The sequence below is a fragment of the Paenibacillus sp. Dod16 genome (genome assembly GCF_049893405.1).
In the GTDB taxonomy this organism is placed as follows: Bacteria; Bacillota; Bacilli; order Paenibacillales; family Paenibacillaceae; genus Paenibacillus_AQ.
The window spans coordinates 1-22,203 of the sequence record NZ_JBNDYG010000053.1 but is presented as its reverse complement, the minus strand read 5'-3'; the positions used below and the strand labels follow the sequence as shown (position 1 = coordinate 22,203).

The following is a 22,203-nucleotide window of genomic DNA, read 5'->3' as shown; positions in this document are numbered from 1 at the left end:
AATGAAGTTGATCTCGGTCTAGAGACTGATTCCATGGATAAAAATGGAAGTATAGCCATAATAAAAGACCCCCGCTAAAGCGGAGGTCTTATTTTTGCACGAACGGGCGCTGGCATCTACACCTTAACGGTTTGCAGAATGGTCCCCTGGTGTGTTCAGTTCGCCAAACTCAGCATCAAACTTCTCGTTCGGTTTTTTGTAGTTCTCTTGAACTTTGGAATTCCCTTTTGGGTTGCTGGCTATGCTGGTATCTTCAGCAAACTCAGCGTTAAACTTTTCATTCGGCGTTTTAAAGTTCTCTTGTACCTTGTTCTTTTTAGCCACAGTATTCACCTCCCTGTTCATATGCAATACCATCATCCTCTTCAGGGGTTTGGCCCCCGAAAAGTAGTATGTGATGAACAGGGAGGCATTATTCTTAAATGTTTACTGCCAATCTACGCGCCAAAATCACCCTAAATGGCTTCCTCCAAAACGGATGCCGGCAGGAAACGATAGGTCTCGATCGCGTTATCCAGGGTTCTGAGCATTTCCTCCGTGCATTTGCCGCTTCCGGTTTTAATGACCTGTACCTCGACGTCCTTCTTCCCCCACTCCTTAAACACTTGTTTGGTTGTGGAGAAATAAAGATCGATTTTTTGCCCTTTGATCGCTGATCCGATATCCGCTACGATTCCATAACCATAGCCCGGTACATAGAGAATACTGCCAAGCGGAAATACATCCGGATCCGCGGCAATCGTTGATAGCGTGTTTCGATCCCGCTTCACCTTCACCCCGGAATAGGTGATTCCATATTGAGGATGTCCCGGCTTCTTCCCGGTCGATTCATAACCTGCCGTATAGCCCGTAGCGGTGACCTTCACCGTATGCAGCACCTGGTCCTCCCTAGGCGCAAGCACGGGCATGGATTCGCGTTTCTTACCAGGCACGCTGGCCTTAGGCCCCGTATCCGGAACATCCAAGTATCTATTCATATCGCTAAAACCTGCTACTCGAAGCGCATAGAAGCGAGACATTTCCACGTAATCGGAGCCTTGAAATTCCCCGGACGGATCATACACATTTCTTAAGTCTGTTGAATCATAGGATTCGCTTAGAATCAGATTATGGGCATCTACTGTTGAAGAACCTGCACTGAACAAGACGGCTGATAAAATAAAACCAGCAAAAAACCTCTGCCATTTTTTCCATTGGATCATGTGAGTACCTCCCCCTTACTAGCGAGGGTTCCCACTTCCCAAAAAGAATATACGTGATGGCAGAGGTTTGCATGTCCCTACGTTACTTAAGCTTAAAGCTAAACTTAGACGACGTGGGTGTTAATTTCTTCACGAAGCTTGAGGATGATCTCGTCGAGCGGCTGGGCACCGATATCCCCTTCGCCGCGTTTGCGAACCGAAACCGCGCCCGCATTTTTCTCGTTCTCGCCAACGATGAACATGTAAGGAATCTTCTCGAGCTGCGCTTCCCGAATCTTGTAGCCCAGCTTCTCGTTGCGAAGATCCGGCTCTACGGAGATACCGGCGAATTGAAGCTTCTCGGCCACTTCCTTGGCATAATCCTCAAAGGCATTGGAGACCGGAATGACTTTCACCTGTACCGGTGACAGCCACAGCGGCAGCGCACCCGCAAAATTCTCAAGCAAGAACGCAGTGAAGCGTTCCATGGTGCCCAGAATACCGCGGTGGATCACGACCGGACGATGCTTCTGGCCATCGTCGCCGACATATTCCAGTTCAAAGCGCTCAGGCAGCAGGAAGTCGAGCTGAACGGTTGACAGCGTCTCTTCCTTGCCTAAAGCCGTACGGATCTGAACGTCGAGCTTCGGACCGTAGAAGGCAGCTTCGCCTTCGGCCTCATAGAACGGCATATCCAGGCTTTCGACGACTTCGCGCAGCATGTGCTGGGACATTTCCCACATTTCATCATTCTGGAAATACTTCTCGGTATCCTGCGGATCCCGGTAAGAAAGACGGAAGCGGTAATCATGGATGCCAAAGTCCTTGTAAACCGTCATGATCAGCTGAATGACCCGTGCAAACTCTTCCTTGATCTGATCCGGACGGCAGAAAATATGCGAGTCGTTCAACGTCATCGCGCGCACCCGATGCAAGCCGGTCAGTGCACCGGACATTTCATAGCGGTGCTGCATGCCAAGCTCAGCAATACGGATCGGCAGATCCCGGTAGCTGTGCATATCGCTCTTATATACCATCATATGGTGAGGACAGTTCATCGGACGAAGAACAAGCTCCTCGTTGTCCATCTCCATTTTCGGGAACATATCTTCCTGATAGTGCTCCCAGTGACCGGAGGTTTTGTACAGCTCCACGTTTCCGAGCACAGGCGTGTACACGTGCTGGTACCCGAGGCGCTCTTCCATGTCCACGATATAACGCTCCAGGGTACGGCGCAATTTCGCGCCGTTTGGCAGCCAGATCGGCAGGCCTTGTCCTACAAGCTGAGAGAACGTAAACATTTGCAATTCCTTGCCCAGCTTACGATGATCACGCTTCTTGGCTTCTTCCAGCAGATGAAGATGCTCATCGAGCTGCGCTTTTTTCACAAACGCCGTACCGTAAACGCGCTGAAGCATTTTGTTCTTGCTGTCGCCGCGCCAGTATGCGCCCGCCACGTTCATGAGCTTGAATACTTTGATCTTGCCGGTTGAAGGGACATGCGGTCCACGACAGAGATCAAAGAACTCGCCTTGCTCATAGATCGTAATAACGCTATCCTCAGGCAGGGCATTGATCAGTTCCAGCTTGTACGGATCCCCGAGCTCGCCGAAGATGCGCAGCGCTTCCGCACGGCTTACTTCCTTGCGGACAATCGGAAGATTCTCGCCGATAATGCGTTCCATTTCCTTCTCGATCTTTTGCAGGTCCTCCGGATTCAAAGGCTCTTCCAGATCCATGTCATAGTAGAAGCCGTCCTCAATGACCGGACCCACGCCCAGCTTTACTTCTTTGGCTCCATACAAACGCTTGGTCGCTTGAGCCAGCAAATGCGCTGTACTATGACGCATCACTTCAAGCCCTTCGGGTGTATCCTGCGTTACGATCTCGATCAAAGCTCCGTCCTGAAGCGGTGTCGAAAGATCCACGACGATCCCGTCCATTTTTCCCGCGACCGCATTCTTTCTAAGTCCGCTGCTGATTGAAGCAGCCACATCCTCAATACTGCTGCCCGCCTCATACTCCCGTACGGAGCCGTCAGGCAATTTAATGCTAATAGCCACCTTGTATTCCTCCCAAGAAAAAGAATTTCACGTTTCTTCCATATATGAAGGACGCGTTAGTCTCCCCGCGAAGACAGGCATGGACCGCTGAGGTGCCCGCCAAGACTTCAACGAAAGATACCGGAACATGCAAAAAACACCCGTCCCGCGAAGGGACGAGTGTTATACCCGTGGTTCCACCCTAATTCGATCTCTTTCATCACCTTATGTACTGGGTACATAAACGATTAAGATCCTTCATCAGCATTGAGTAACGGTCATGAACCGGTGAAGCCTACTCATCCGCATTCTGACGTGCGGGTTCGACGACACAGCTACAAAGGGGTAAATCAATGGTGAACCGGAGGAAATTGCAGCCGAGGTTTCCTCTCTCTGAGCGGTCAAATCCAAAATTGATTCATGTCTTTGTCAGAGCTTTTACGTGAATTTATCAGTAATTATAATCCTGACCGCTTCGATGCGTCAAGTCATCATTCGTCCGCTACCGAGAAGCGCGCTGCATTCGGGACAGCTGCAGCATACTTCGGCGCGGTTATCAAAGATATGGGCCAACGTCACGATGACGGGAAGCTCAGGCTGCCTCGTGTGGATAATCATGCGGGCCGGAGATACCGAAATCAGCGTGCTGACCACCATATCTTCAATCTCCATATCCTGGTCCAGCCTTTCCATAACGAGTCCTTCATCCCGAGGGCGTTCAATCGGACGAAGATTGCCATCCAGCAGCAGGAACTCTTCCTCCCCCTTATGAATGACATGAACCAGCGGCATTTTGGGCTCCTGAAAATAAACAAAATATTTCAGCAGACTGACGAACTCCTCGTACTGCTGATCCAGCATAAATTCATCCACTGCATACTCCGCCATCTCGCGGAGCTCCTGTTCATAAGACTGAAGCCGGAAGGTTATGAACCCATCCAGATTAAGCTCAGGCGCCTCGTTCAGGCATTGATATATGCCTTCCGACAGCTTGCGTCTGCGGCTCTGCCAGAAGTCCCCGGACGGGCCTTCCTCTTTTTGCAGGAGCATCAAAAACCACTGCAGGATCCGCCCCGCTTCTTCCTCATCATCAAACTCGAATTCCGAGAACATTAACCGTGCAGCAATCTCCTGCTCTTTCTCTTCCATAATATAAGCAGTGACTGCTTCGGCAGTGAGCCGGCGCAGCGTGTCGGCCGATGCGGTCCATGAGGACAGCGGAAGCTTGCCGGAGCACGTCCAAATCACGCGGTCATCCGAAGCGCTGAATGTGAATTTCAGCTGCTTGCATTGTTTATGTAGCTCTTTCTGCTTGTCTGACAATATACGGTGAAACGCCTTTTTCTCGTCTTCCGTCCGTGTACCGACAGAAATGCTGAACAGTTCCATGGAATCACTCCTTTCGAGTTCCCTTTTCAGTATATGGGGACCCGCTCGGGGATATACGGAACTCCTGCTTGGAAAAACAAGCAAGTCCGGAAAATATCTAAATCAACGGCCGCATCCTAAATATGTCCATCAACGCACTTACTCTCTGATCCAAATTAAAAAGGCGGACCGAGTTGCTCGGCCCGCCTTGCGGATCTTCATGAAGTATAGAATTAGTTCTGCATAACGAAGTCGCGCTCAACGGTGCTGTTATCTTCGAACACGCGCAGTATATCATACCGGGTGTTGCGTTGAGCCGGGATGTTGCCGGTCTCCCGGATCAATTGAATTATCGATTCAATGTTGACCTTATAGACGGCTCCTGCGGAAGAAACCACGTTCTCCTCCATCATCGTGCTGCCAAAGTCATTACAGCCGTAGCTGAGTGACAGCTTGCCGATTTCAGGTCCCATCGTTACCCATGAGGACTGCAGATTCGGAACGTTATCGATCGCCAAGCGACCGATGGCTACCGTCTTCAAGTACGCCTCCGGCGTTTCGCGCTCGCGCTTAAGGTTCGTATTGTCCGGCTGGAACGTAAATGGGATGAAGGCCAGGAAGCCTTTGGAATCATAACCGTTCTGAATGCATTCATCCTGCGCATCACGTACGCGAAGCATATGTAGCGCACGCTCTTCCATCGTTTCGCCCAGACCGATTACCATGGTAGCCGTCGTGTTCATGCCGACTTTATGGGCCGTTTGCATGACATCCATCCACTGGCGCCATGTGCCTTTTAGACGACTGACCTTTTTGCGGATACGATCATCCAAAATCTCAGCGCCGCCGCCAGGCAATGAGTCCAGACCCGCGCTGTGAAGCTCGCGCATCACCTCTTCGAGCGTAAGCCCGGAGATCTCCACCATTTTCATAATTTCCGCCGGGGAGAACGAATGCATCGTGATGTTAGGAAACCGCTTCTTAATGTTGCGAAGCAGGTCGGTATAATAATTGAAAGGCAAATCCGGATTAACGCCGCCCTGCATCAGAATCTCAGTACCGTTTACATCCTCGGTTTCCTGAATCTTCTGGAAGATTGTTTCATCGGGCAGTACATAGCCCTCGGAAGAGCCGGGTCTGCGATAAAAAGCGCAAAAACGGCAGAATACATCACATATGTTTGTGTAATTGATATTCCGGCCGATAACAAATGTCGTGATAGGATCCGGATGCAGACGCTTTGTCATCACATCCGCCGCATGACCAATTTTCTCAATCTCATCACTTTCAAAAAGCGTTACGGTATCTTCCAGGTTCAAACGCTCACCGCGTAAAGCTTTATCCAATATACGGTTTACCGCACTCATTCTTGCAGCCTCCCTACTTAGAGCAAAATAACAAATCACCAGCAAAACTTTTTCTATCTCATCCTACCACAATCCGGCATTAAAAACGACATCCCGTCCGTGACAGGATGCCGAATTCTATGATTTGGAAAATCTTTAGTAACTGGCAGCAAAAGCCCGATCCAGATCAGCAATCAGATCGTCCACATCCTCGAGTCCGACCGAGAAACGGAGCAAGCCATCCGTAATTCCGCGTTCATGCCGAACCTTCTCACCCATGGCCGCATGCGACATCATTGTCGGATACGACAGGATGCTCTCCACGGCTCCCAGACTGACCGCTACCAGCGGCAGCTTCACATGGTTCAGCACGTGCTTGGCGCGTTCGCCTGAGCCGACGTCAAAAGAGATGACCGCGCCATAACCACTCGATTGCTTCTCATGGACTTCACGTCCCGGATGATTCAAGAGGCCAGGGTAGTACACTTGCTCAATGTCGCTTCTCCCTTGCAGCCAGGCCGCAAGCTTGGCCGCGCTTTGCTCGGAGTGGGCCATACGTGTGCTGAGTGTTTTCATTCCGCGCATAAGGAGCCAGGAATCCTGGACCCCAAGGACCGTGCCCAAACCATTTTGCAGCTGCTTCAGTTGGTCTCCCAGCTCCTCGGTTCTGGCTACCGCGAGACCTGCCAGCACATCGCTGTGCCCGCCAAGGAATTTGGTCGCGCTATGGATCACGATATCCACGCCGAATTCAATCGGACGCTGGTAAAACGGCGTCATGAACGTATTATCCAGCAGGGTAAGCAGGCCATGCTCCTTCGCCCAATCCGTCACCGCACCAATGTCGGTAATTTTCAGGGTCGGGTTTGAAGGGGTTTCCATATAGACGGCTTTCGTATTCGGTTTGAGGGCCGCCTTCACCTGATCCAGATCGGTCATGTCCACGAAGGTGCTCTCGATGCCCATACGGCTTAAAATGCTGGTCAGCAAGCGGTAGGTTCCGCCGTACACATCCTCCGTCACGATCATATGATCCCCCGCACTGAGCAGCATGAACGAGCTGGAGATCGCTGCCATACCGGAAGCATAAGCGAAACCGCGTACGCCTCCCTCCAAAAGGGCGATATAATCCTCCAGCGCCTGCCGAGTCGGATTGCCGGAACGGCTGTAATCGTGTTGCGGCGGGTTAAAGATGTCTTCATGGTGAAACGTCGAGGCTTGATAGATCGGAACGCTTGAGGCGCCGGTTGCCCGGTCGATTTCCCCGCCGAAATGCAATAGTTTTGTCTCGAAACGCAGTTCTTCCTCGTGTCCCCGTTTAGCAGCTAACTGCTTGGTTTGCGTTTCCAATCCGGATGGACCTTTATCGATGCTCATTCTCCCGTGCTCCCTTCCACTTCAGCCATGGCCGCGCTCAGTGCAGCATCCAAATCCGCGATCAAGTCATCCGCATGCTCGATGCCGACCGAGAACCGGAGCAAGCGGTCATCCACGCCGATTGCTTCCCGAATCTCAAGCGGGATGTCCGCATGGGTCTGAACAGCAGGGTATGTCATCAGGGACTCAACGCCCCCCAGGCTTTCTGCGAACGCAATCAGCTTAATGTGCCGCAGCACGGGCTCCACATAACGGGCGTCCTTCACCTTGAAGGAGAAGATGCCCGTGTTGCCGCTGGATTGACGATTCTGGATGTCATGTCCCGGATGGTCCGGCAGGGCAGGATAATACACCTCGCCGATCGCCGGGTGAGTTGTCAAAAACGTTGCCACTGCGGTTGCATTCGTCTCGTGCCGATCCATACGCAGCGCAAGCGTCTTCATTCCTCTCATCAGCTGATAGGAATCCGTCGGGCTTAACACAGCGCCGATGGAGTTATGAAGGAAAGCCATCTCCTCCGATAGTTCCTTGCCCTTCGTTACGATGATCCCCGCCAGCACATCGTTATGTCCTCCCAAATACTTGGTGGCGCTATGTATAACGATATCCGCCCCAAGCTCGATGGGTCTTTGGAAATATGGAGTAAGCAGCGTATTATCCACAATGCTGATCAGTTGATGATGCCTTGCCCACGTACAGACGGCTTCGATATCCGTAATCATCATAAGCGGATTGGTCGGCGTTTCGATAAATACAGCCTTCGTGTTGGGCCTTCTTGCCCCTTCCAGCGCATCCAGGTCATTCGTATCCACGTACGTAGCCGTAACGCCGAACTTGGACATAATCCGCTCCAGCAGCCTATACGTCCCACCATACAGATCCAGCGATACAATCAGATGGTCCCCTTGACCGAACAAAGCAAAAATCGTCTGAAGGGCAGCCATGCCCGAGCTGCAAGCAAAGCCGGCATCGCCGGATTCCAGCTCGGCGCAGGCGTCCTCCAGTACCGACCGGGTCGGATTTTTCGTACGGGCGTAGTCAAACCCCGTGCTCTGGCCTAATTTGGGATGGCGGTATGCCGTAGCCTGATAAATCGGAAAATTCACGGCTCCGGTTACCGGTTCTTGCACCGAGCCGATCTGTGCCAGCCGGCTCTCTATATTAAAAGGTTTCTTCTCCATCACAAACTCTCCTCCCGTATACTGCTATATTTGCGGACCAATATCGTATGGCGTTTCCTGATATACATAGWAATTGAGCCAATTAGTAAATAATAAGTTTGCATGCGCCCGCCATATGGACGGAGGCGTCCTTGTTGGATCATTATTCGGGTAATAGTTCCGCGGCAGTTCGATGTCCATGCCCTTGGCAACGTCCCGGTCATACTCCCACTTCAGAGAGTCCGCATCATACTCGGAATGCCCCGTGGCAAAAATCTGCTTTCCATCCCGGCTTGATACCAAATAAATGCCTGCTTCCTCGGACTCGGACAGGATGACCAAATCGTCAATGCCTGTAATGTCCTCGCGCCGAACTTCCGTATGACGGGAATGCGGAACAAAGAACATTTCGTCAAATCCGCGGAGCAGCTTGGTACATGTTTCATTGATCGTATGCGGAAATACGCCGAAGCATTTTTCCTCGAGGCTGTATTTCGGCACGCCGTAATGATAATAAAGTCCGGCTTGCGATGCCCAGCAGATATGGAGCGTGGAGGTCACATGCGTCTTGGTCCATTCAAAAATTTCAGTAAGCTCATCCCAGTAATTCACTTCTTCAAACTCCAACTGCTCGACCGGAGCTCCTGTAATGATCATGCCGTCAAAGCGACGGTTCTTCACTTCTTCAAAGGTTTTGTAAAATGATTTCAGATGCTCAGCCGACGTATTCTTCGAAACGTGCGAACTCGGGTGAAGAAGGACAACATCCACCTGGAGCGGGGAGTTACCGATCAATCGCAGCAGTTGGGTCTCCGTCGTTTCCTTGGTAGGCATCAGGTTCAAAATAGCGATCCGCAATGGGCGGATATCCTGATGAAATGCGTGACTCTCATCCATGACAAAAATGTTTTCTCCAGCCAGAACTTCCTTTGCCGGCAAGGCATCCGGAATTTTAATTGGCATCGTGGCTCACTCCTTCGAAATATGAAATGATACATCCATAAAAAAGCTGTGAGAAAGAGCGTTAGACTGTATAAACGCAAGAAGACCTTTCTCAAAGTAGAGAAAGGTCATCATATACGTATCACAATGCGCCTCTCTCATCTGTCAGACTATACAACGGCTTCGAAGAAGCGTCGTATCTCCTGCAAGAATTAGCACCGTGCGATGTTGCCGCCGGTTGCCGGGTTTCATAGGGCTAGTCCCTCCACCTGCTCTTGATAAGATTTCGCTTTATTCAGTTGTCTTAAATTGTTCGTAATTGATACTTACTTTAAATCATTCCCAATTTTTCGTCAAGAACCTTTTCATAAAGTCCGTCACACTTCACCGAAGGTTTCCATACCCTGTACCGTGGCCCCTGGCTGGACCGGATTTCAACTTGAAAGGTCCTACACCCGGCGTTATACTAGACAAGTGCTGTTTAAAACCGAGTATGAAAGAGGTGACATGGAAGATGGACGGTGACCCGAGCCAGAAACTGGATGCACAAGACGCACAACCGCATAGGATTAAGATCAGCTTACCGGCAGAGGGCGGCGTTATTTTTCATGCGCTTTTTATCGTATTCTAACCTTCCTTGATTATGCCCGTATACCGGTGGGCTGATATCCTGTGCCTTTACTGCTTAACCAAGCAGCTTGTATTTGACAAAGGAGTGATATCAGATGAAAATCCGGTTGGTCGATTCGGGCGTATTTACCCCTGTTGATGACATCGAAATGACGCTGACACCTCCGGCCAGCGGCTTCTACTGGCTGGATGCGGATGTGGATGATTTAGCGGAACTGCAGCCCCTCTTCTCCCTGCATGATCTTGCGGTTGAGGATTGCCTCAGCGAAGAGGAGCAGCGTCCCAAAATTGAAATATACGAGAACCACTATTTTATCGTCGTGAACAGCATCCGGTTTGACGACGAAGAGATTTTCCTTCGGGCATTGAATGTTTTCCTGGGCAGACATTTTATTATTACGGTGACCAAGCAAAAGATCCACGAGCTGCGCACCGTTAAACCGCTTCTCTGGGAGGATGAAGTCAGCACGCCTGACCGCTTCCTCTATCTCTTGATCGACCTTGTGACGGACAACTATTTCTCCGTCGGGGACCGCATCGAGGCGCGGATTGAAAAGCTGGAGGAAGACATTCTGATGCATACCAAAAAATCCCACCTCAGCGAAATCATCGGTCTGCGAAGCGAGATTCTTTGGTTGAAAAAGGTGCTTGGACCGCAGAAGGAAGTTATCAATACACTTAACAAAAAAGATCTCCGGCTGATCGATGACCAGCTGCAAAAATATTTCAGCGATATCTATGAAAATGCCGTGAAAATTTCCGAAACATTCGAAACCTACCGGGATCTCATGGGAAACCTTCGAGAGGCTTACCAATCCAGTATCGCCAATCGGGCCAATGAAATCATGCGCGTGTTTACCGCCATTACAACGATCTTCATTCCACTGACGCTGATTACAGGCATCTACGGCATGAACTTTGACAATATGCCTGAGCTTCACTGGGAATATTCTTATTATGTAGTTATAGGCGTCATGATTTCTGCCGGTGCTCTCATGTTTTATCTGTTCCGTAAGAAAGACTGGATATGAAGCTCTCGAAACCATCAGGACGGATCTCCCTGCCGCAAGGGAATCCGTCCTGTTTTCATTACCTGGAATTAGCCTGCGTTCGCTTTACCAGGTTCTTCCCGCCGAAAGCGAATCCTGATCAGGCGCAGCCGCTCATACAGCTTCTCCGTTCCGCCAATCTCTTCTACCTCTCCATTGTGGGCTTGTCCTTCTCCATATACCCGTTGTAATACGGGTTTAAGAAATGTATCGCCCAGCTCCTCAAAAGCCTTCCATACCGTCGCCTGCTCGGTAGACGTCATCGTATTCAGTTCAACCTCCAGCAGCTGCTCCGTATCATAACCGTCCTTCTCAAGACCTTCCAATTCCTCAACCAAATCTCGACGAGATAACGAAGTGCGTTCTTCCAGCTCGGTCAGCGAAGCTCCCTCAGCTATGCCAAGCAGCATCGTACGGCGAATTCGGAAACGGTCCAGCTCTTGCTTGTAGCGCTGCTCCTTCTGCTTATACAGCCAGGACAAGAACACCTCTTCCTGCAGCTGCTTATCAACCCAATCCAGTGGAAAGGTTGTGGTTCGCTCGATTCCTGACGTGATCTCCAGCCACTCCGCCCCATGCTCTGAAGACTTGCTGATTCCGATTCCCGGAAGCTGCAGCAGCTCTTCCTCGTTCTGGGGGACGAAGGCGCTAATCATGCGCAGCACCCGATTGCTGGCAATGAAATAAGGTGCTTTTCTTCCGGAAGCCGCCTTTCTCCTGCGCCAGGCACACAGCTCCGTGTACAGCTCCTCCGAGCCATACAGCTCACTGTAGCACTGCAGCTTCTGCACACCAAGATTCTTGCCTCCAGTCTCTCCCGGTTCGTGGAATACCCCCTCCACAAGCGGCCGGAACCCCTCTCCAAGCTTCTTCGCTAATTGATGTCGATACACGCATAATAACTCATTCCATGAATTCCCTTCATACCACTCATCATCGGATACTTCACCGTCCGGTTCCATGTTCCGCCAGCCGAGCCGCCATCCTCCCTCTTCCTCACCGATCCATACTTGAGCAGAACGGAGGTGACCTGACTCATCCGCTCCGCTCATCTGATTCATGAATACAATTTGCATCCCTCGAATACCTCCCGTTTAGCATTCAGCACAACGATGGAACAACGCAAAAAAGCACCTCTCCTCCGCCGCAGCGACAAAGAAAGGTGCTTCCCGTTCCATACGTTATACTGTTGAATTCATAATACCATAATCTGTAATAAAGTCAAACTCATTTTGGCTCACTCTATATAACAAATAAAGTTAAGCTTGAACGCTCTTGGCCTCATCTACTGCAAGCTTGGCCAACGCCAATGCACCGCAGAGACCCGCATTATCGCCGAGCATCGGCGGAACGATGAACTGATCAATCCCGTCATGAAGGCTTGGATGCTGTACATATCCGGCCAGCAGCTCCTGAAGCTTCGTGCGGATCAGCGGGAACAGCTGCTCCTGCTTCATAACGCCTCCGCCCATCACGATACGCTGAGGGGACAGAATGAGGACATAATTCATCAGCGCTTGTGCCAGATAATAAGCCTCCATCTCCCAAGCCGGATGATCCGGCGTCAATTCCACACCGGGAACTCCCCAACGTTTGCCAAGAGACGGTCCGGCTGCAAGCCCCTCCAGACAATCTGCATGATAAGGACAGGTCCCTTCATACCGGTCTTCCGGATGGCGGCGCACATAAATATGCCCCATCTCCGGATGAGACAATCCGTGGATCAATTCACCAGCTACCACGGCGCCTGCTCCTACTCCCGTTCCAATGGTGATATACAGACAGCTATCCAGTCCCTGGGCAGCGCCCCATGTATATTCTCCAAGAGCTGCTCCGTTTACATCGGTATCAAACCCAATCGGAACATGAAAACGCTCTTCCAATGCTTTGACAATATTGTAATTGCTCCAATGCGGCTTTGGTGTCGTTGTAATGCAGCCATAAGTCGGGCTGCCCTTCACCGGATCAATCGGCCCGAAAGAACCGACTCCGATCGACTCTATATCCTTATCAGCAAAAAAGTTAAAGACATTTGCCATGGTTTCTTCAGGGGTTGTTGTCGGGAAGCTCACTCGCTCCACAACCGTTCCATCCTCCATACCCACGCCGCAAACGAACTTGGTTCCTCCTGCTTCAATTGCTCCAAGTAAACTCATGCTTCTTCCATCCTCTCCACGATGTGCTGTGCCTTGTTCTCTATATAGTTGCTAACAAGCTCTATTCGAAGCATATGTAAACATGGTGCTCCCGTCAAGTCTGCCCGCCTCTTTCTCTGCTTCTGCCCGTTCCTGACGCGGCCAGTAACAGCCATGAGAACAAAATAATGACCGCCGTCCACGCCCACGCCAGCCCGCTCTCGCCATTGCTTACCGCAACGTAAATCGCCGTGGGCAGCGTTTGCGTAACGCCCGGTATATTGCCTGCAACCATCCAGGTTGCCCCAAATTCCCCTAAACCTCTGGCAAAGGCCAGTATGAACGCCGAAATTCCCGCCCTGCGAACAAGCGGCAGCGTAATCCACTGAAGGACCTGCCATTCGCCGGCCCCGGCCGATCGCGCCGAATCCTCAAGCTCCGGGTCCACAGACTCAAAGCCCACCCGCATGCTCTGATACACAAGCGGAAACGAGACCACGATAGCCGCTATGACCGCGGCTCCCCAACTAAAAATGATGGGTCTGGCAAACAGCCATTCGGCAGCTGAACCTATCCAGCTGTTTCTGCCCAGCATGACAAGCAGAAGAAAGCCAACCACCGTAGGCGGAAGCACGAGCGGAAGCATCAGCAGCGTTTCTACCGCCGTCTTGCCGACAAACGAGCGCCGGGACATCCAGCGTGCTGCTGCTGCTCCCAGTATAAATGCAATGATGCTGGACAGCAGTGATGTTTTTATCGACAGCCATACCGGCATCCAGAACATTTCGGTCGTGGTCACGGCGATGCCTCCGCTACCTCAAATCCAGCCTCCGTGAAGATATCCCTGATCTCGGGCTTCCGCATAAATTCGAGAAGAGCCTCAGCCTCCTGCGGATGCTTGGCATTACCAGGAACCGCTGCAGGATATTCGATCGGTTGGTGCTTGTCCGGATCGACCTCAAGCGCAAGCGTTGCCTTGGCGGAACTCTTCAGATCGGTTTTGTACACAAAACCGGCGTCCGCATTCCCCGACTCTACATAAGCCAGAACTTGCGTCACGTCCTTGGCATACACCGCCTTGGATTCGACATCATCCCAAAGGCCTTCATTCTGAAGAGCCTCCTTGGCATATTCTCCGGCCGGTACAGTATCCGGCTGCCCAATGGCCACAACGCGCACCTCGGGTTTTAATAGATCCGGTAATTGCTTCACGTTCTGTTTGCCGACAGGCTCAATCAGCACCAATGCATTTCGAAACATCAACTGAACCGCATCGGATTGCACGATCCCCTTCTCGACCAATCGATCCATCGGCTCCGTTGCTGCGGATATAAACAAATCTACGGGCGCCCCTTGCTCAAGCTGTTGTCCAAGAGAGCCCGAACCGCCGAAATTATAACGCAGCGTAACATTCGGAAATTCCGCTTCAAATCGTCGTCCGGTCTCTTCCAGACTGGATTTGAGGCTTGCTGCTGCCGAAACCATAACTTCCACCTTCTTCTCGTCTCTTGAGGGCTGTTTAGAGGTATCGGTTGAAGGAGTCTGGACGGAGGCACATGCCGATATAAGAAGTAGCAATGTCCCGAGCAGTAAACCGGTCAAAATTGATTTTCTTCCGAAATTAAACCGTCTCCGCATGACTAGGAAACCACCGCCACACCAAAAAGATGACCGAGGCTCTTCATCTCAAGCTCCTCCAGTTTGGTTAATGCACGTTCGTGATCCACGCTTAAGCGGCACAGATCCAATTCGCACTCCATGGGAACCTCGCAATGGATTTCGGCCAAAGCCCGGGACAGGTGCAGCATCTCCAAATCCGCCTCGATCTTGGTGCGGACCCCTTTGGTCAGTGAATCAAGATTCGCAAGAATGCCTTCCACGGATTCATACTCCTGAATCAGCTTGACTGCCGTTTTCTCGCCAATCCCGCGTACGCCCGGATAATTATCGCTCGTATCTCCCATCAGGCCTTTCACATCGATAACCTGTCTTGGAGAAAGTCCTTTTTCGGCATATAACGTTTCCGGGGTATAGTGCATATAATTGCCGTGTCCCTTTTTCATAATGATGACGGAAGTCGAATCGTTCACGAGCTGAAGCAGATCATGGTCCCCTGACAGGATCATGACATTCATGCTGTCCCCGTACCGTCTGGCCAGCGTGCCGATGCAATCATCGGCCTCATAGCCCACGACGCCCAGGTTCGGAATTCCCAGACATTCCGTCACATCGCGCACCAACGAAAACTGCGGAACCAGATCATCCGGGGCTTCCGGACGATTGCCTTTATACGATGCAAACTGCTCTGTACGAAATGTTTTTGATCCCATATCCCAGCAGCACGCCACATGGGTAGGCTGAAATTTATCGATAGCATCCCACATATACCGCAGGAAGCCGTAAATCGCGTTGGTCGGAACACCCGCTTTGGTTCTACGGATATAGCCGCTTGAGGCGGTTGCATAGTAAGCACGAAATAATAAAGCCATCCCGTCTACAAGCATTAAGGATGGTTGTTGATTGGGTATCACAGTCATGATCGCTCCTAACTTTAACTTCTCTGATATAACCTTAAATATACCTTGTCATTATACCATATCCCTATATAGTCTTGGGCTTGTCATAAGGTATTTCTTTGAATTTCCTATCATTGGCTGTTCATAAGAAAAACGTCTATCGACGTACTTTCTCAGTAGACAGACCGCATTTAGCGGAAGTTTTCCTTGCGAGATAAGGATGCTAAGCCTCGGATGTTTATACTTTCTTATCTCTTAAAACAAAAGAGCATCCCGGCGGTCGAAAGACCTTGGGATGCTCTACCTTCTTCAGCAGGAGAATGTGTATACACTGGATCCATTCTACTTCTGCCATGACTCCTGATATTGTTCCGCCTTAAAGCCGACGGTCACTTTACTGCCGTCCGTCACGATCGGACGCTTAATTAATCTGCCGTTGGACGACAACAGTTCGATCTTCTCCTCATCGGAGAGCCCAGGCAGCTTGTCCTTCAGATTCATTTCCTTGTAGACCTCGCCGCTCGTATTGAAAAATTTCTTAAGTTCCAGGCCGCTCTTGGCGATAAGGTCGGCTAGTTCTTCCTTTTGTGGCGGTTGTTCAAAAATATTTTGAAGTTCCAGCTCATGTCCTTCGTTTTGCAGCCATTTGACCGCGTTGCGGCATGTCCCGCATTTCGGATATTGATATACTTTCAGTTTGCTCATTTGATACGTTCTCCTTCTAGTGTTGTTTTGAACCTACTTAAGTCGCCTCATCCGCGAGCATGTTTCTCAGTGCGTTCATATCCTCAGGAAGCGGGGCTGTGAATGTCATCTTGCTCCCCTCAATCGGGTGGATCAGCGTCAGGCTCGCTGCATGCAGCGCCTGCCGGCCCATATAGCGGTCCAGCCTCATGATCGTTTCGGCTTCCAGATCTGCTGGACCGGCGGCCAAGTCCGAATCCGCCTCCGCCTCCACCTCCGCCCCGTCTGATCGTAACTCCCGATCGCCGTAAACCGGATGCCTATACATCTGATCTCCAATCAATGGACAACCGATGCTAAGCATATGCACCCGAATTTGATGGGTACGACCCGTTTCCAGCTTTAATTCGACCAAGGATCCGGAAGGGTAAGCTTCGCATACCTTATACCGCGTAAGCGAAGGGTATCCTTCGGGAGTTACGATGCGGCGGTGGGGCTCTAACGGGTCCCGATCAATCGGACCGTCAATATCGCCTGAGGGCAAAGCAGGCTTGCCATGAACAAATGCTACATACCTCTTGTCAACGGTGCCGGCTATCATTTGTTCGGAGACATGCTGGTGAATATATGCATTCTTCGCAATCACCAACACGCCGGAAGTCTCCTGGTCCAGCCTGTGAACCGCTCTGAACCGGTAGTTCCAGCCCTTCTCCTGCCAATAGTGAACGACGCCGTTCGCCAGCGTGTCTGTATAATGCCCGTGCGTCGGATGGACAATGATCCCCGCAGGCTTGTTCAGGACAAGCAAATGTTCATCCTCGTACAGAATATGAAGGTTCATCGGCTGGGGCAGCATATCGTCCGATCGTTCCTGCTCCATCCGGATTTCGATCAGATCTCCGGCATGCACGTTAACGCTAATGTATACACGGGTCCCGTTCAGCATGATGCCCTGCTCAGTCAACTTGAGGCGAGACAGCAGCTTACGGGATACTCCCATCCGTTTTTGCAAAATGGTCTTAAGCAGCATGCCGTCTTCCTGTGGGGACACGACATAACTGATAGGCGGATAATACAAACTCATGAATTACCGAAACACCTTTCCGCTTCGCTCATATTCGACATCCGGAATCCCGGCGTGCACATTGGCTGCCCGTGCAGTCACAAAGAAATAGTCGGACAATCGGTTCAAATACCGGCGGACCTCCGGATTGATTTCCGTGGTTCGCTGCAGCGAAACGGTCAACCGCTCGGCTCGGCGGCATACGGTCCGACATACATGAAGCAGCGAAGACAACGCACTTCCGCCAGGCAAGATGAAACGCTCAAGCGGAGGGTTCTTCTCCTCGAAAGCATCCAGCCATACCTCCAGATTGTCCACAAGCTCGGCGCTTACCTTGAGTTTATCCTCTCGAGGCCTAGCATAGGCCAGATCCGAGCCGCAATCGAACAGTTCATGCTGGATTCGAACGAGCTGAAGGTGCAGCTCCTCAAAGTCGGCTTCCTTGGCCAAAAACACGGCCTGACCGACAAAGCTGTTCAATTCATCAATCGTGCCATACGCTTCTATCCGCGGGTCATCCTTGGGCACACGACCGCCAATAATTGAAGTTTCCCCTGCATCTCCCGTTCTCGTATATACCTTCATCACAATATCCTCCATTTCATCGTCCGATCCTTATTCAATAACACCATATTTCTTAAGATTATAGAATTTATAGTTTCAGCGAAGCTGAGCAATTCTATATTCGCAAGAAAAACTTCCTTTAACCGCGGTCTGTCTTCTGAGAAAGTACGTCGATAGACGTTTTTCTTAATATGCTCAACTATAGCATAATTTCGAATCAGGGTCCCTCTGCGCCGGAATAAGACCAGGCCCATCATGATTCCGGGACGGTTTTTTACATCAGAGGGAATCATTTAAACGCAAACAAGGCTGATCCGTAAGGCATCTAGCCCCAGGAACAGCCTTGTATTATTCAATCAGATCGTATTTTATAGTTTCTTTTTGGGATGGGCCTTCATATATTCGTTAATCTTCAAGTCCAGCAAACTGCTGATCTCGATGACAATCTCTGATGTGAAGGACTGCTCTTCCAAAAAAATTTGTTCCATCTTTCGGCGAAGCATGTGAATTTCGTCTTCCAAGGTAATTTCCTGAGGAGTGGATTTGGCTGATTTAATTGACCATTTACCGTGATTATTGTCTTCAACCGTATAGTCACCACGGTAGTTTGACAATTCATAATCACAAAACACTGGTGATCCCTCCTTGGAAAGTAAAATTCTGCCCCCAAAATAAAATTATAACATATATTTTGCCAATGGAAAGTAATTTTTTTGTTAATTCAAGGAAAAAGTTCAACGATTTCCTTGCCTACTTTATTTTTTCCACAAAATTGCCCATTCTCTCCAAGGCCTCATTCAGTTGGGCAATGGATGTAGCATATGAGCAGCGAATGAATCCTTCCCCGCCAAGACCGAATGCGGTGCCCGGTACGGCAGCCACTTTCGCCTCGGTCAGCAAGCGCTGGGCAAATTCATCCGAGCCGAGTCCCGTTCGCTTGATGCTCGGGAACGCGTAGAACGCTCCCTGTGGCTCGTGGCAATCCAAACCGATCTCGCGCAGCCCTTGAACCACGAGTCTGCGCCGCTGGTTATAGGATTCAACCATTCGGTCCTTTTCCCCCATGCCGTTACGCAATGCTTCGAGCGCGGCGACTTGCCCCATTGCGGGTGCACACATAACCGTATACTGGTGGATTTTCAGCATGGCGCCAATCAGATCCGAATGAGCACACACATACCCCATACGCCAACCAGTCATAGCAAAAGCCTTCGAGAAGCCGCTTACCAGAATGGTGCGGTCCATCATGCCTGGCATCGAGGCAAAGCTGACGTGCTTGCCTTCATACGTGAGCTCAGCATAGATTTCATCGGAGATCACAATCAGATCGTGTTTTTCCACTACTTCCGCAATGGGCAGCCAATCCTCATAGGTCATGATCGCTCCTGTTGGATTGCTTGGGTAACACAGGATCAGAATCTTTGATTTGGGGGTGATTTGCGCTTCGAGCGCCTCGGCGGTCAGTTTGAAATGATGCTCTGCCGTCGTTTCAATACCAACGGGCACCCCGCCACCGATTGAAGCAATCGGCGAGTAAGAAATGTAACACGGCTCGGGGATCAGAATTTCATCTCCGGGAACAATCAAGGCACGCAGCGCCAGATCAATCGCTTCACTGCCGCCTACGGTTACGATCATTTCATTGGCAGGATTATAGGTCACGTGGAAACTGTCGTTCAAATATTCCGCGATCGCCTCCCGAAGTTCAGGCATACCGGCATTGGACGTATACCCTGTAAACCCGCGCTCCAATGAATATACGCAGGCTTCTCGTACATGCCACGGCGTTACGAAATCAGGCTCACCGACACCAAGTGTGATAATATCCTTATTTCCACTGACGAGATCAAAAAACTTCCGGATTCCAGAGGGTTGAATGTCCCTGACCCTGGGCGCCAAATAGGAGCTCATCGATTTCCTGTTATTTTCTGCAAGCTGCTGTTCGTTCACAATCATAGCACACGCTTCCTTTACGGCGAGATCAGGAGACGATTGTCTTCTTGACGTTCTTCAAAAATAATCCCGTCTTGTTTATATTTTTTCAAAATAAAATTCGTTTTGGTCGATAATACAGAATCGATAGGTGACAGCTTCTCCGAAACAAAGTTGGCCACCTCACGCAAGTTTCCGCCTTCCACTTCAACCAGCAAGTCGTAGGCGCCAGACATAAGATAGACGGACTTCACCTGCGGGAATAAATAAATCCGTTCCGCAATTCCTTCAAAGCCTCTTCCGCGCTCAGGTGTAATTTGAACCTCGATCAGCGCCGTAACCTTCTCGTCTTCCACCTTGCCCCAGTTGACTACGGTCGCATACTTAACAATGACGTGATCTCGTTCAAGCTCCGCAATGGAGGTCTTTACTTCTTCCTCATCTACACCGAGTAGAGTAGAGAGCAGAGCCGGCGATCTTCTCGCGTCTTCTTTCAGCAGGTCAAGCACCTTCAGTTTCAATTCGCTAAGCTCTTCCATATACGTATCCTCCAGCACTTATTCCGAATATCCGTTCTTATAGCATGATATATCGGAACAGAGATTAATACTTATATTACAATAACTTACACGGGATGTGCAAAAAAAAATACCGATGCATGCCGGCAGCAACGGCTGCGGGGGTCATCGGCTCATAGATTAAGTTCACCATGGGATCATTGGGTTACATTATTAGAAGCGGGCGCTACATTGGTGGCATGCGGCGCCACATTCGGGTGATGCGCGAACGCGCCCATGCTGGAAGTTTTTTGATTAACGGTTTCCCGAGTTTTTTGCAGCGACTGCTGCGCTTGCTTATGCTGCTTGTCCACATCGTATTTCAATGCATGCCGAGGGGCGGTATACATGTTCTGCTGCTTCATCATATTAAAAAACTCGCCTTGCAGCCTCAGTGTATCCGCGGTCAGATCCGTAAACATTTGACGCACCTCAGGGCAAGAGGCTTCCGTCGTGGCTGTCGTATACTCTCGAACGGCACGTTTTAGCTCTCCCAGAATAGGGCTAAGCATATCCTCTTCGGGCAGGTATGAAGATCCATTAGGGGTTACCATAAGTCGTTCCTCCTTAACAATTTTGCTTCCTGGTCTATACATCTCCTCTTATTGAGGCTGCGTCGGCGCGATATTGCTGTGAATTTGCAGAGCATTCACCAAGGTGTCCAGATGCTGCTCATGGCGTTTTACGAATCCCAGCAGCGCCTGCTGGATAGCTGGATTCTGACTGGCTGCTGCTGTCGCGGCACAATGCTTGGCCAGCATGGTTTCGTTGGAGATGCAATCCGCAATATAGTCCAGTTCTTTTGAGGTTAGAGGCTGTAATTGCTGATTAGGTGTCATCTTTGTGTTTGTTCCCCTTTCCATTTAGGTTGCACAGGAGCTAGTATGCCACCTATATAAAAATCTATGTCGTGAGATGTCATTAAAAACGAAAGGAACGTCCAAACTAATAACGATGTGACAATGAGGGGGTGAGGGACATTTTACTGACCGGCGGAATAACGCCCTGGAAATATTTAAACACTGAACCTGTAAAAAAATACCCCGGTCTATCAGAACAGCTCAGCTGTGATGTACTCATAGTCGGCGGCGGTATAAGCGGCGCGCTGATGGCCTACGTGCTGACCATGCAAGGCGTGGACACCGTCCTACTGGAGAAAAAACGCGTGTGCGAAGGCAGCACATCCGCCAATTCGGGGCTGTTGCAATTTTCTAACGACTGCCCTCTATCTGATCTGATCCAACAATTTGGTGAACAACGGGCTTCCTCCTTCTACATGATGTGCAGACATGCGGTACGCCGGATCACCGAAATCGCAAATCATCTGTCCAGGGATTCCGGCCTGATCACGCGAAGCAGCCTCTACTATGCCAGTACCCCCCAAGATGTCGGCATGATTCGGCACGAGTATGACCTGCTCAAACGGAAGGGCTTCGATGTCGAATACTGGGGCCGCGAGCATGTGAAGGCTAACTTCCCGTTCTCAAAAGAAGCGGCCATCTATGCCCTGAAGTGCTCCCTGTCAAGTAGACAGACTAAAAAAGCAAAATCATTAGCATTCAATATCCCTTCGGTTATCAAGACTGAGGGGATTATTTTTCTTAGTTAAGCTGCTCGTCGATATTCGTTAGGGGATAAGCCGTTTAGTCGTTCGGTG

General features: G+C 50.4%; 23 protein-coding genes and 1 riboswitch. Of the genes, 2 read left to right on the top strand and 21 right to left on the bottom strand.

From position 1 onward, the window contains the following. Positions 1-123: 123 nt before the first annotated feature. The 8 genes from ACPV3A_RS30940 to metA form a co-directional block, all read right to left on the bottom strand. Positions 124-324, bottom strand: coding sequence for a hypothetical protein (locus ACPV3A_RS30940; protein WP_071222739.1), 201 nt, complete (start codon positions 322-324; stop codon positions 124-126). A gap of 131 nt (positions 325-455) precedes the next feature. Next, on the bottom strand, positions 456-977 hold the full coding sequence (locus ACPV3A_RS30935; RefSeq protein WP_426203505.1) for a 3D domain-containing protein: 522 nt from the start codon (positions 975-977) through the stop codon (positions 456-458). A gap of 329 nt (positions 978-1,306) precedes the next feature. Further along, positions 1,307-3,244, bottom strand: coding sequence for a threonine--tRNA ligase (thrS, locus tag ACPV3A_RS30930; RefSeq protein ID WP_426203489.1), 1,938 nt, complete (start codon positions 3,242-3,244; stop codon positions 1,307-1,309). 462 nt (positions 3,245-3,706) lie between these two features. Next, positions 3,707-4,612, bottom strand: a complete 906-nt coding sequence (locus ACPV3A_RS30925; protein ID WP_113057619.1) for a putative sporulation protein YtxC — start codon at positions 4,610-4,612, stop codon at positions 3,707-3,709. A 212-nt stretch (positions 4,613-4,824) separates the two neighbouring features. After that, a complete protein-coding gene (gene mqnC / locus ACPV3A_RS30920) occupies positions 4,825-5,958 on the bottom strand; it encodes a cyclic dehypoxanthinyl futalosine synthase (protein WP_015737124.1) in 1,134 nt (377 codons plus the stop codon). Between the two features lie 135 nt (positions 5,959-6,093). Then, a complete protein-coding gene (locus ACPV3A_RS30915) occupies positions 6,094-7,314 on the bottom strand; it encodes an aminotransferase class I/II-fold pyridoxal phosphate-dependent enzyme (RefSeq protein ID WP_233355065.1) in 1,221 nt (406 codons plus the stop codon). Then, positions 7,311-8,495 carry a PLP-dependent transferase gene (locus ACPV3A_RS30910; RefSeq protein WP_339219474.1) on the bottom strand — a complete coding sequence of 395 codons (1,185 nt, stop codon included), beginning with the start codon at positions 8,493-8,495 and terminating at the stop codon, positions 7,311-7,313. Before ACPV3A_RS30910 ends, ACPV3A_RS30915 begins: the two co-directional genes overlap by 4 nt. Positions 8,496-8,519: 24 nt before the next feature. After that, positions 8,520-9,437, bottom strand: a complete 918-nt coding sequence (metA, locus tag ACPV3A_RS30905; protein WP_426203485.1) for a homoserine O-acetyltransferase MetA — start codon at positions 9,435-9,437, stop codon at positions 8,520-8,522. A gap of 134 nt (positions 9,438-9,571) precedes the next feature. Continuing rightward, positions 9,572-9,701: riboswitch (SAM riboswitch) on the bottom strand. Positions 9,702-10,141: 440 nt separating this feature from the next. On the opposite strand from metA, the gene corA reads away from it, so the two are divergent. Continuing rightward, positions 10,142-11,077: a magnesium/cobalt transporter CorA gene (gene corA / locus ACPV3A_RS30900; protein WP_113057622.1), complete on the top strand. Its 936-nt coding sequence runs from the start codon at positions 10,142-10,144 to the stop codon at positions 11,075-11,077. A gap of 68 nt (positions 11,078-11,145) precedes the next feature. Here the strand turns inward: corA and ACPV3A_RS30895 are convergent, their stop codons facing one another. From ACPV3A_RS30895 to ACPV3A_RS30835, 13 genes are all read right to left on the bottom strand, one after another. Next, the gene (locus ACPV3A_RS30895; RefSeq protein ID WP_194544313.1) at positions 11,146-12,171 is read right to left on the bottom strand and encodes an HRDC domain-containing protein; all 1,026 of its coding nucleotides are present in this window, start codon (positions 12,169-12,171) and stop codon (positions 11,146-11,148) included. Between the two features lie 183 nt (positions 12,172-12,354). Beyond that, positions 12,355-13,251 (bottom strand): ROK family protein, encoded by an 897-nt coding sequence (locus tag ACPV3A_RS30890; protein ID WP_100538947.1) that lies wholly within the window; start codon positions 13,249-13,251, stop codon positions 12,355-12,357. A gap of 94 nt (positions 13,252-13,345) precedes the next feature. Beyond that, a complete protein-coding gene (gene modB, locus ACPV3A_RS30885; protein WP_259445165.1) occupies positions 13,346-14,029 on the bottom strand; it encodes a molybdate ABC transporter permease subunit in 684 nt (227 codons plus the stop codon). Next, a complete protein-coding gene (gene modA, locus ACPV3A_RS30880) occupies positions 14,026-14,715 on the bottom strand; it encodes a molybdate ABC transporter substrate-binding protein (RefSeq protein ID WP_426203480.1) in 690 nt (229 codons plus the stop codon). The genes modB and modA overlap by 4 nt, the downstream gene beginning before the upstream one ends. 155 nt (positions 14,716-14,870) lie before the next feature. Next, on the bottom strand, positions 14,871-15,767 hold the full coding sequence (locus ACPV3A_RS30875; RefSeq protein ID WP_181469742.1) for a 5'-3' exonuclease: 897 nt from the start codon (positions 15,765-15,767) through the stop codon (positions 14,871-14,873). 321 nt (positions 15,768-16,088) lie between these two features. After that, positions 16,089-16,451: an arsenate reductase family protein gene (locus tag ACPV3A_RS30870; RefSeq protein ID WP_071222700.1), complete on the bottom strand. Its 363-nt coding sequence runs from the start codon at positions 16,449-16,451 to the stop codon at positions 16,089-16,091. A gap of 37 nt (positions 16,452-16,488) precedes the next feature. Next, positions 16,489-17,514: an RluA family pseudouridine synthase gene (locus ACPV3A_RS30865; RefSeq protein ID WP_426203476.1), complete on the bottom strand. Its 1,026-nt coding sequence runs from the start codon at positions 17,512-17,514 to the stop codon at positions 16,489-16,491. Positions 17,515-17,517: 3 nt separating this feature from the next. Then, complete coding sequence (locus ACPV3A_RS30860; protein WP_071222697.1) at positions 17,518-18,078, bottom strand: cob(I)yrinic acid a,c-diamide adenosyltransferase; 561 nt, start codon at positions 18,076-18,078, stop codon at positions 17,518-17,520. Between the two features lie 347 nt (positions 18,079-18,425). Beyond that, positions 18,426-18,689 (bottom strand): aspartyl-phosphate phosphatase Spo0E family protein, encoded by a 264-nt coding sequence (locus tag ACPV3A_RS30855; protein WP_426203474.1) that lies wholly within the window; start codon positions 18,687-18,689, stop codon positions 18,426-18,428. A 118-nt stretch (positions 18,690-18,807) separates the two neighbouring features. Further along, positions 18,808-20,013, bottom strand: coding sequence for an aminotransferase class I/II-fold pyridoxal phosphate-dependent enzyme (locus ACPV3A_RS30850; protein WP_071222694.1), 1,206 nt, complete (start codon positions 20,011-20,013; stop codon positions 18,808-18,810). Positions 20,014-20,027: 14 nt separating this feature from the next. Next, a complete protein-coding gene (locus ACPV3A_RS30845) occupies positions 20,028-20,528 on the bottom strand; it encodes an Lrp/AsnC family transcriptional regulator (RefSeq protein WP_071222693.1) in 501 nt (166 codons plus the stop codon). Positions 20,529-20,704: 176 nt separating this feature from the next. Then, positions 20,705-21,100: a spore coat protein gene (locus ACPV3A_RS30840; RefSeq protein WP_426203471.1), complete on the bottom strand. Its 396-nt coding sequence runs from the start codon at positions 21,098-21,100 to the stop codon at positions 20,705-20,707. A gap of 48 nt (positions 21,101-21,148) precedes the next feature. Next, the gene (locus ACPV3A_RS30835; RefSeq protein ID WP_071222691.1) at positions 21,149-21,385 is read right to left on the bottom strand and encodes a hypothetical protein; all 237 of its coding nucleotides are present in this window, start codon (positions 21,383-21,385) and stop codon (positions 21,149-21,151) included. Positions 21,386-21,516: 131 nt separating this feature from the next. On the opposite strand from ACPV3A_RS30835, the gene ACPV3A_RS30830 reads away from it, so the two are divergent. Next, positions 21,517-22,155: an NAD(P)/FAD-dependent oxidoreductase gene (locus tag ACPV3A_RS30830; RefSeq protein ID WP_426203468.1), complete on the top strand. Its 639-nt coding sequence runs from the start codon at positions 21,517-21,519 to the stop codon at positions 22,153-22,155. Positions 22,156-22,203 lie beyond the last annotated feature (48 nt).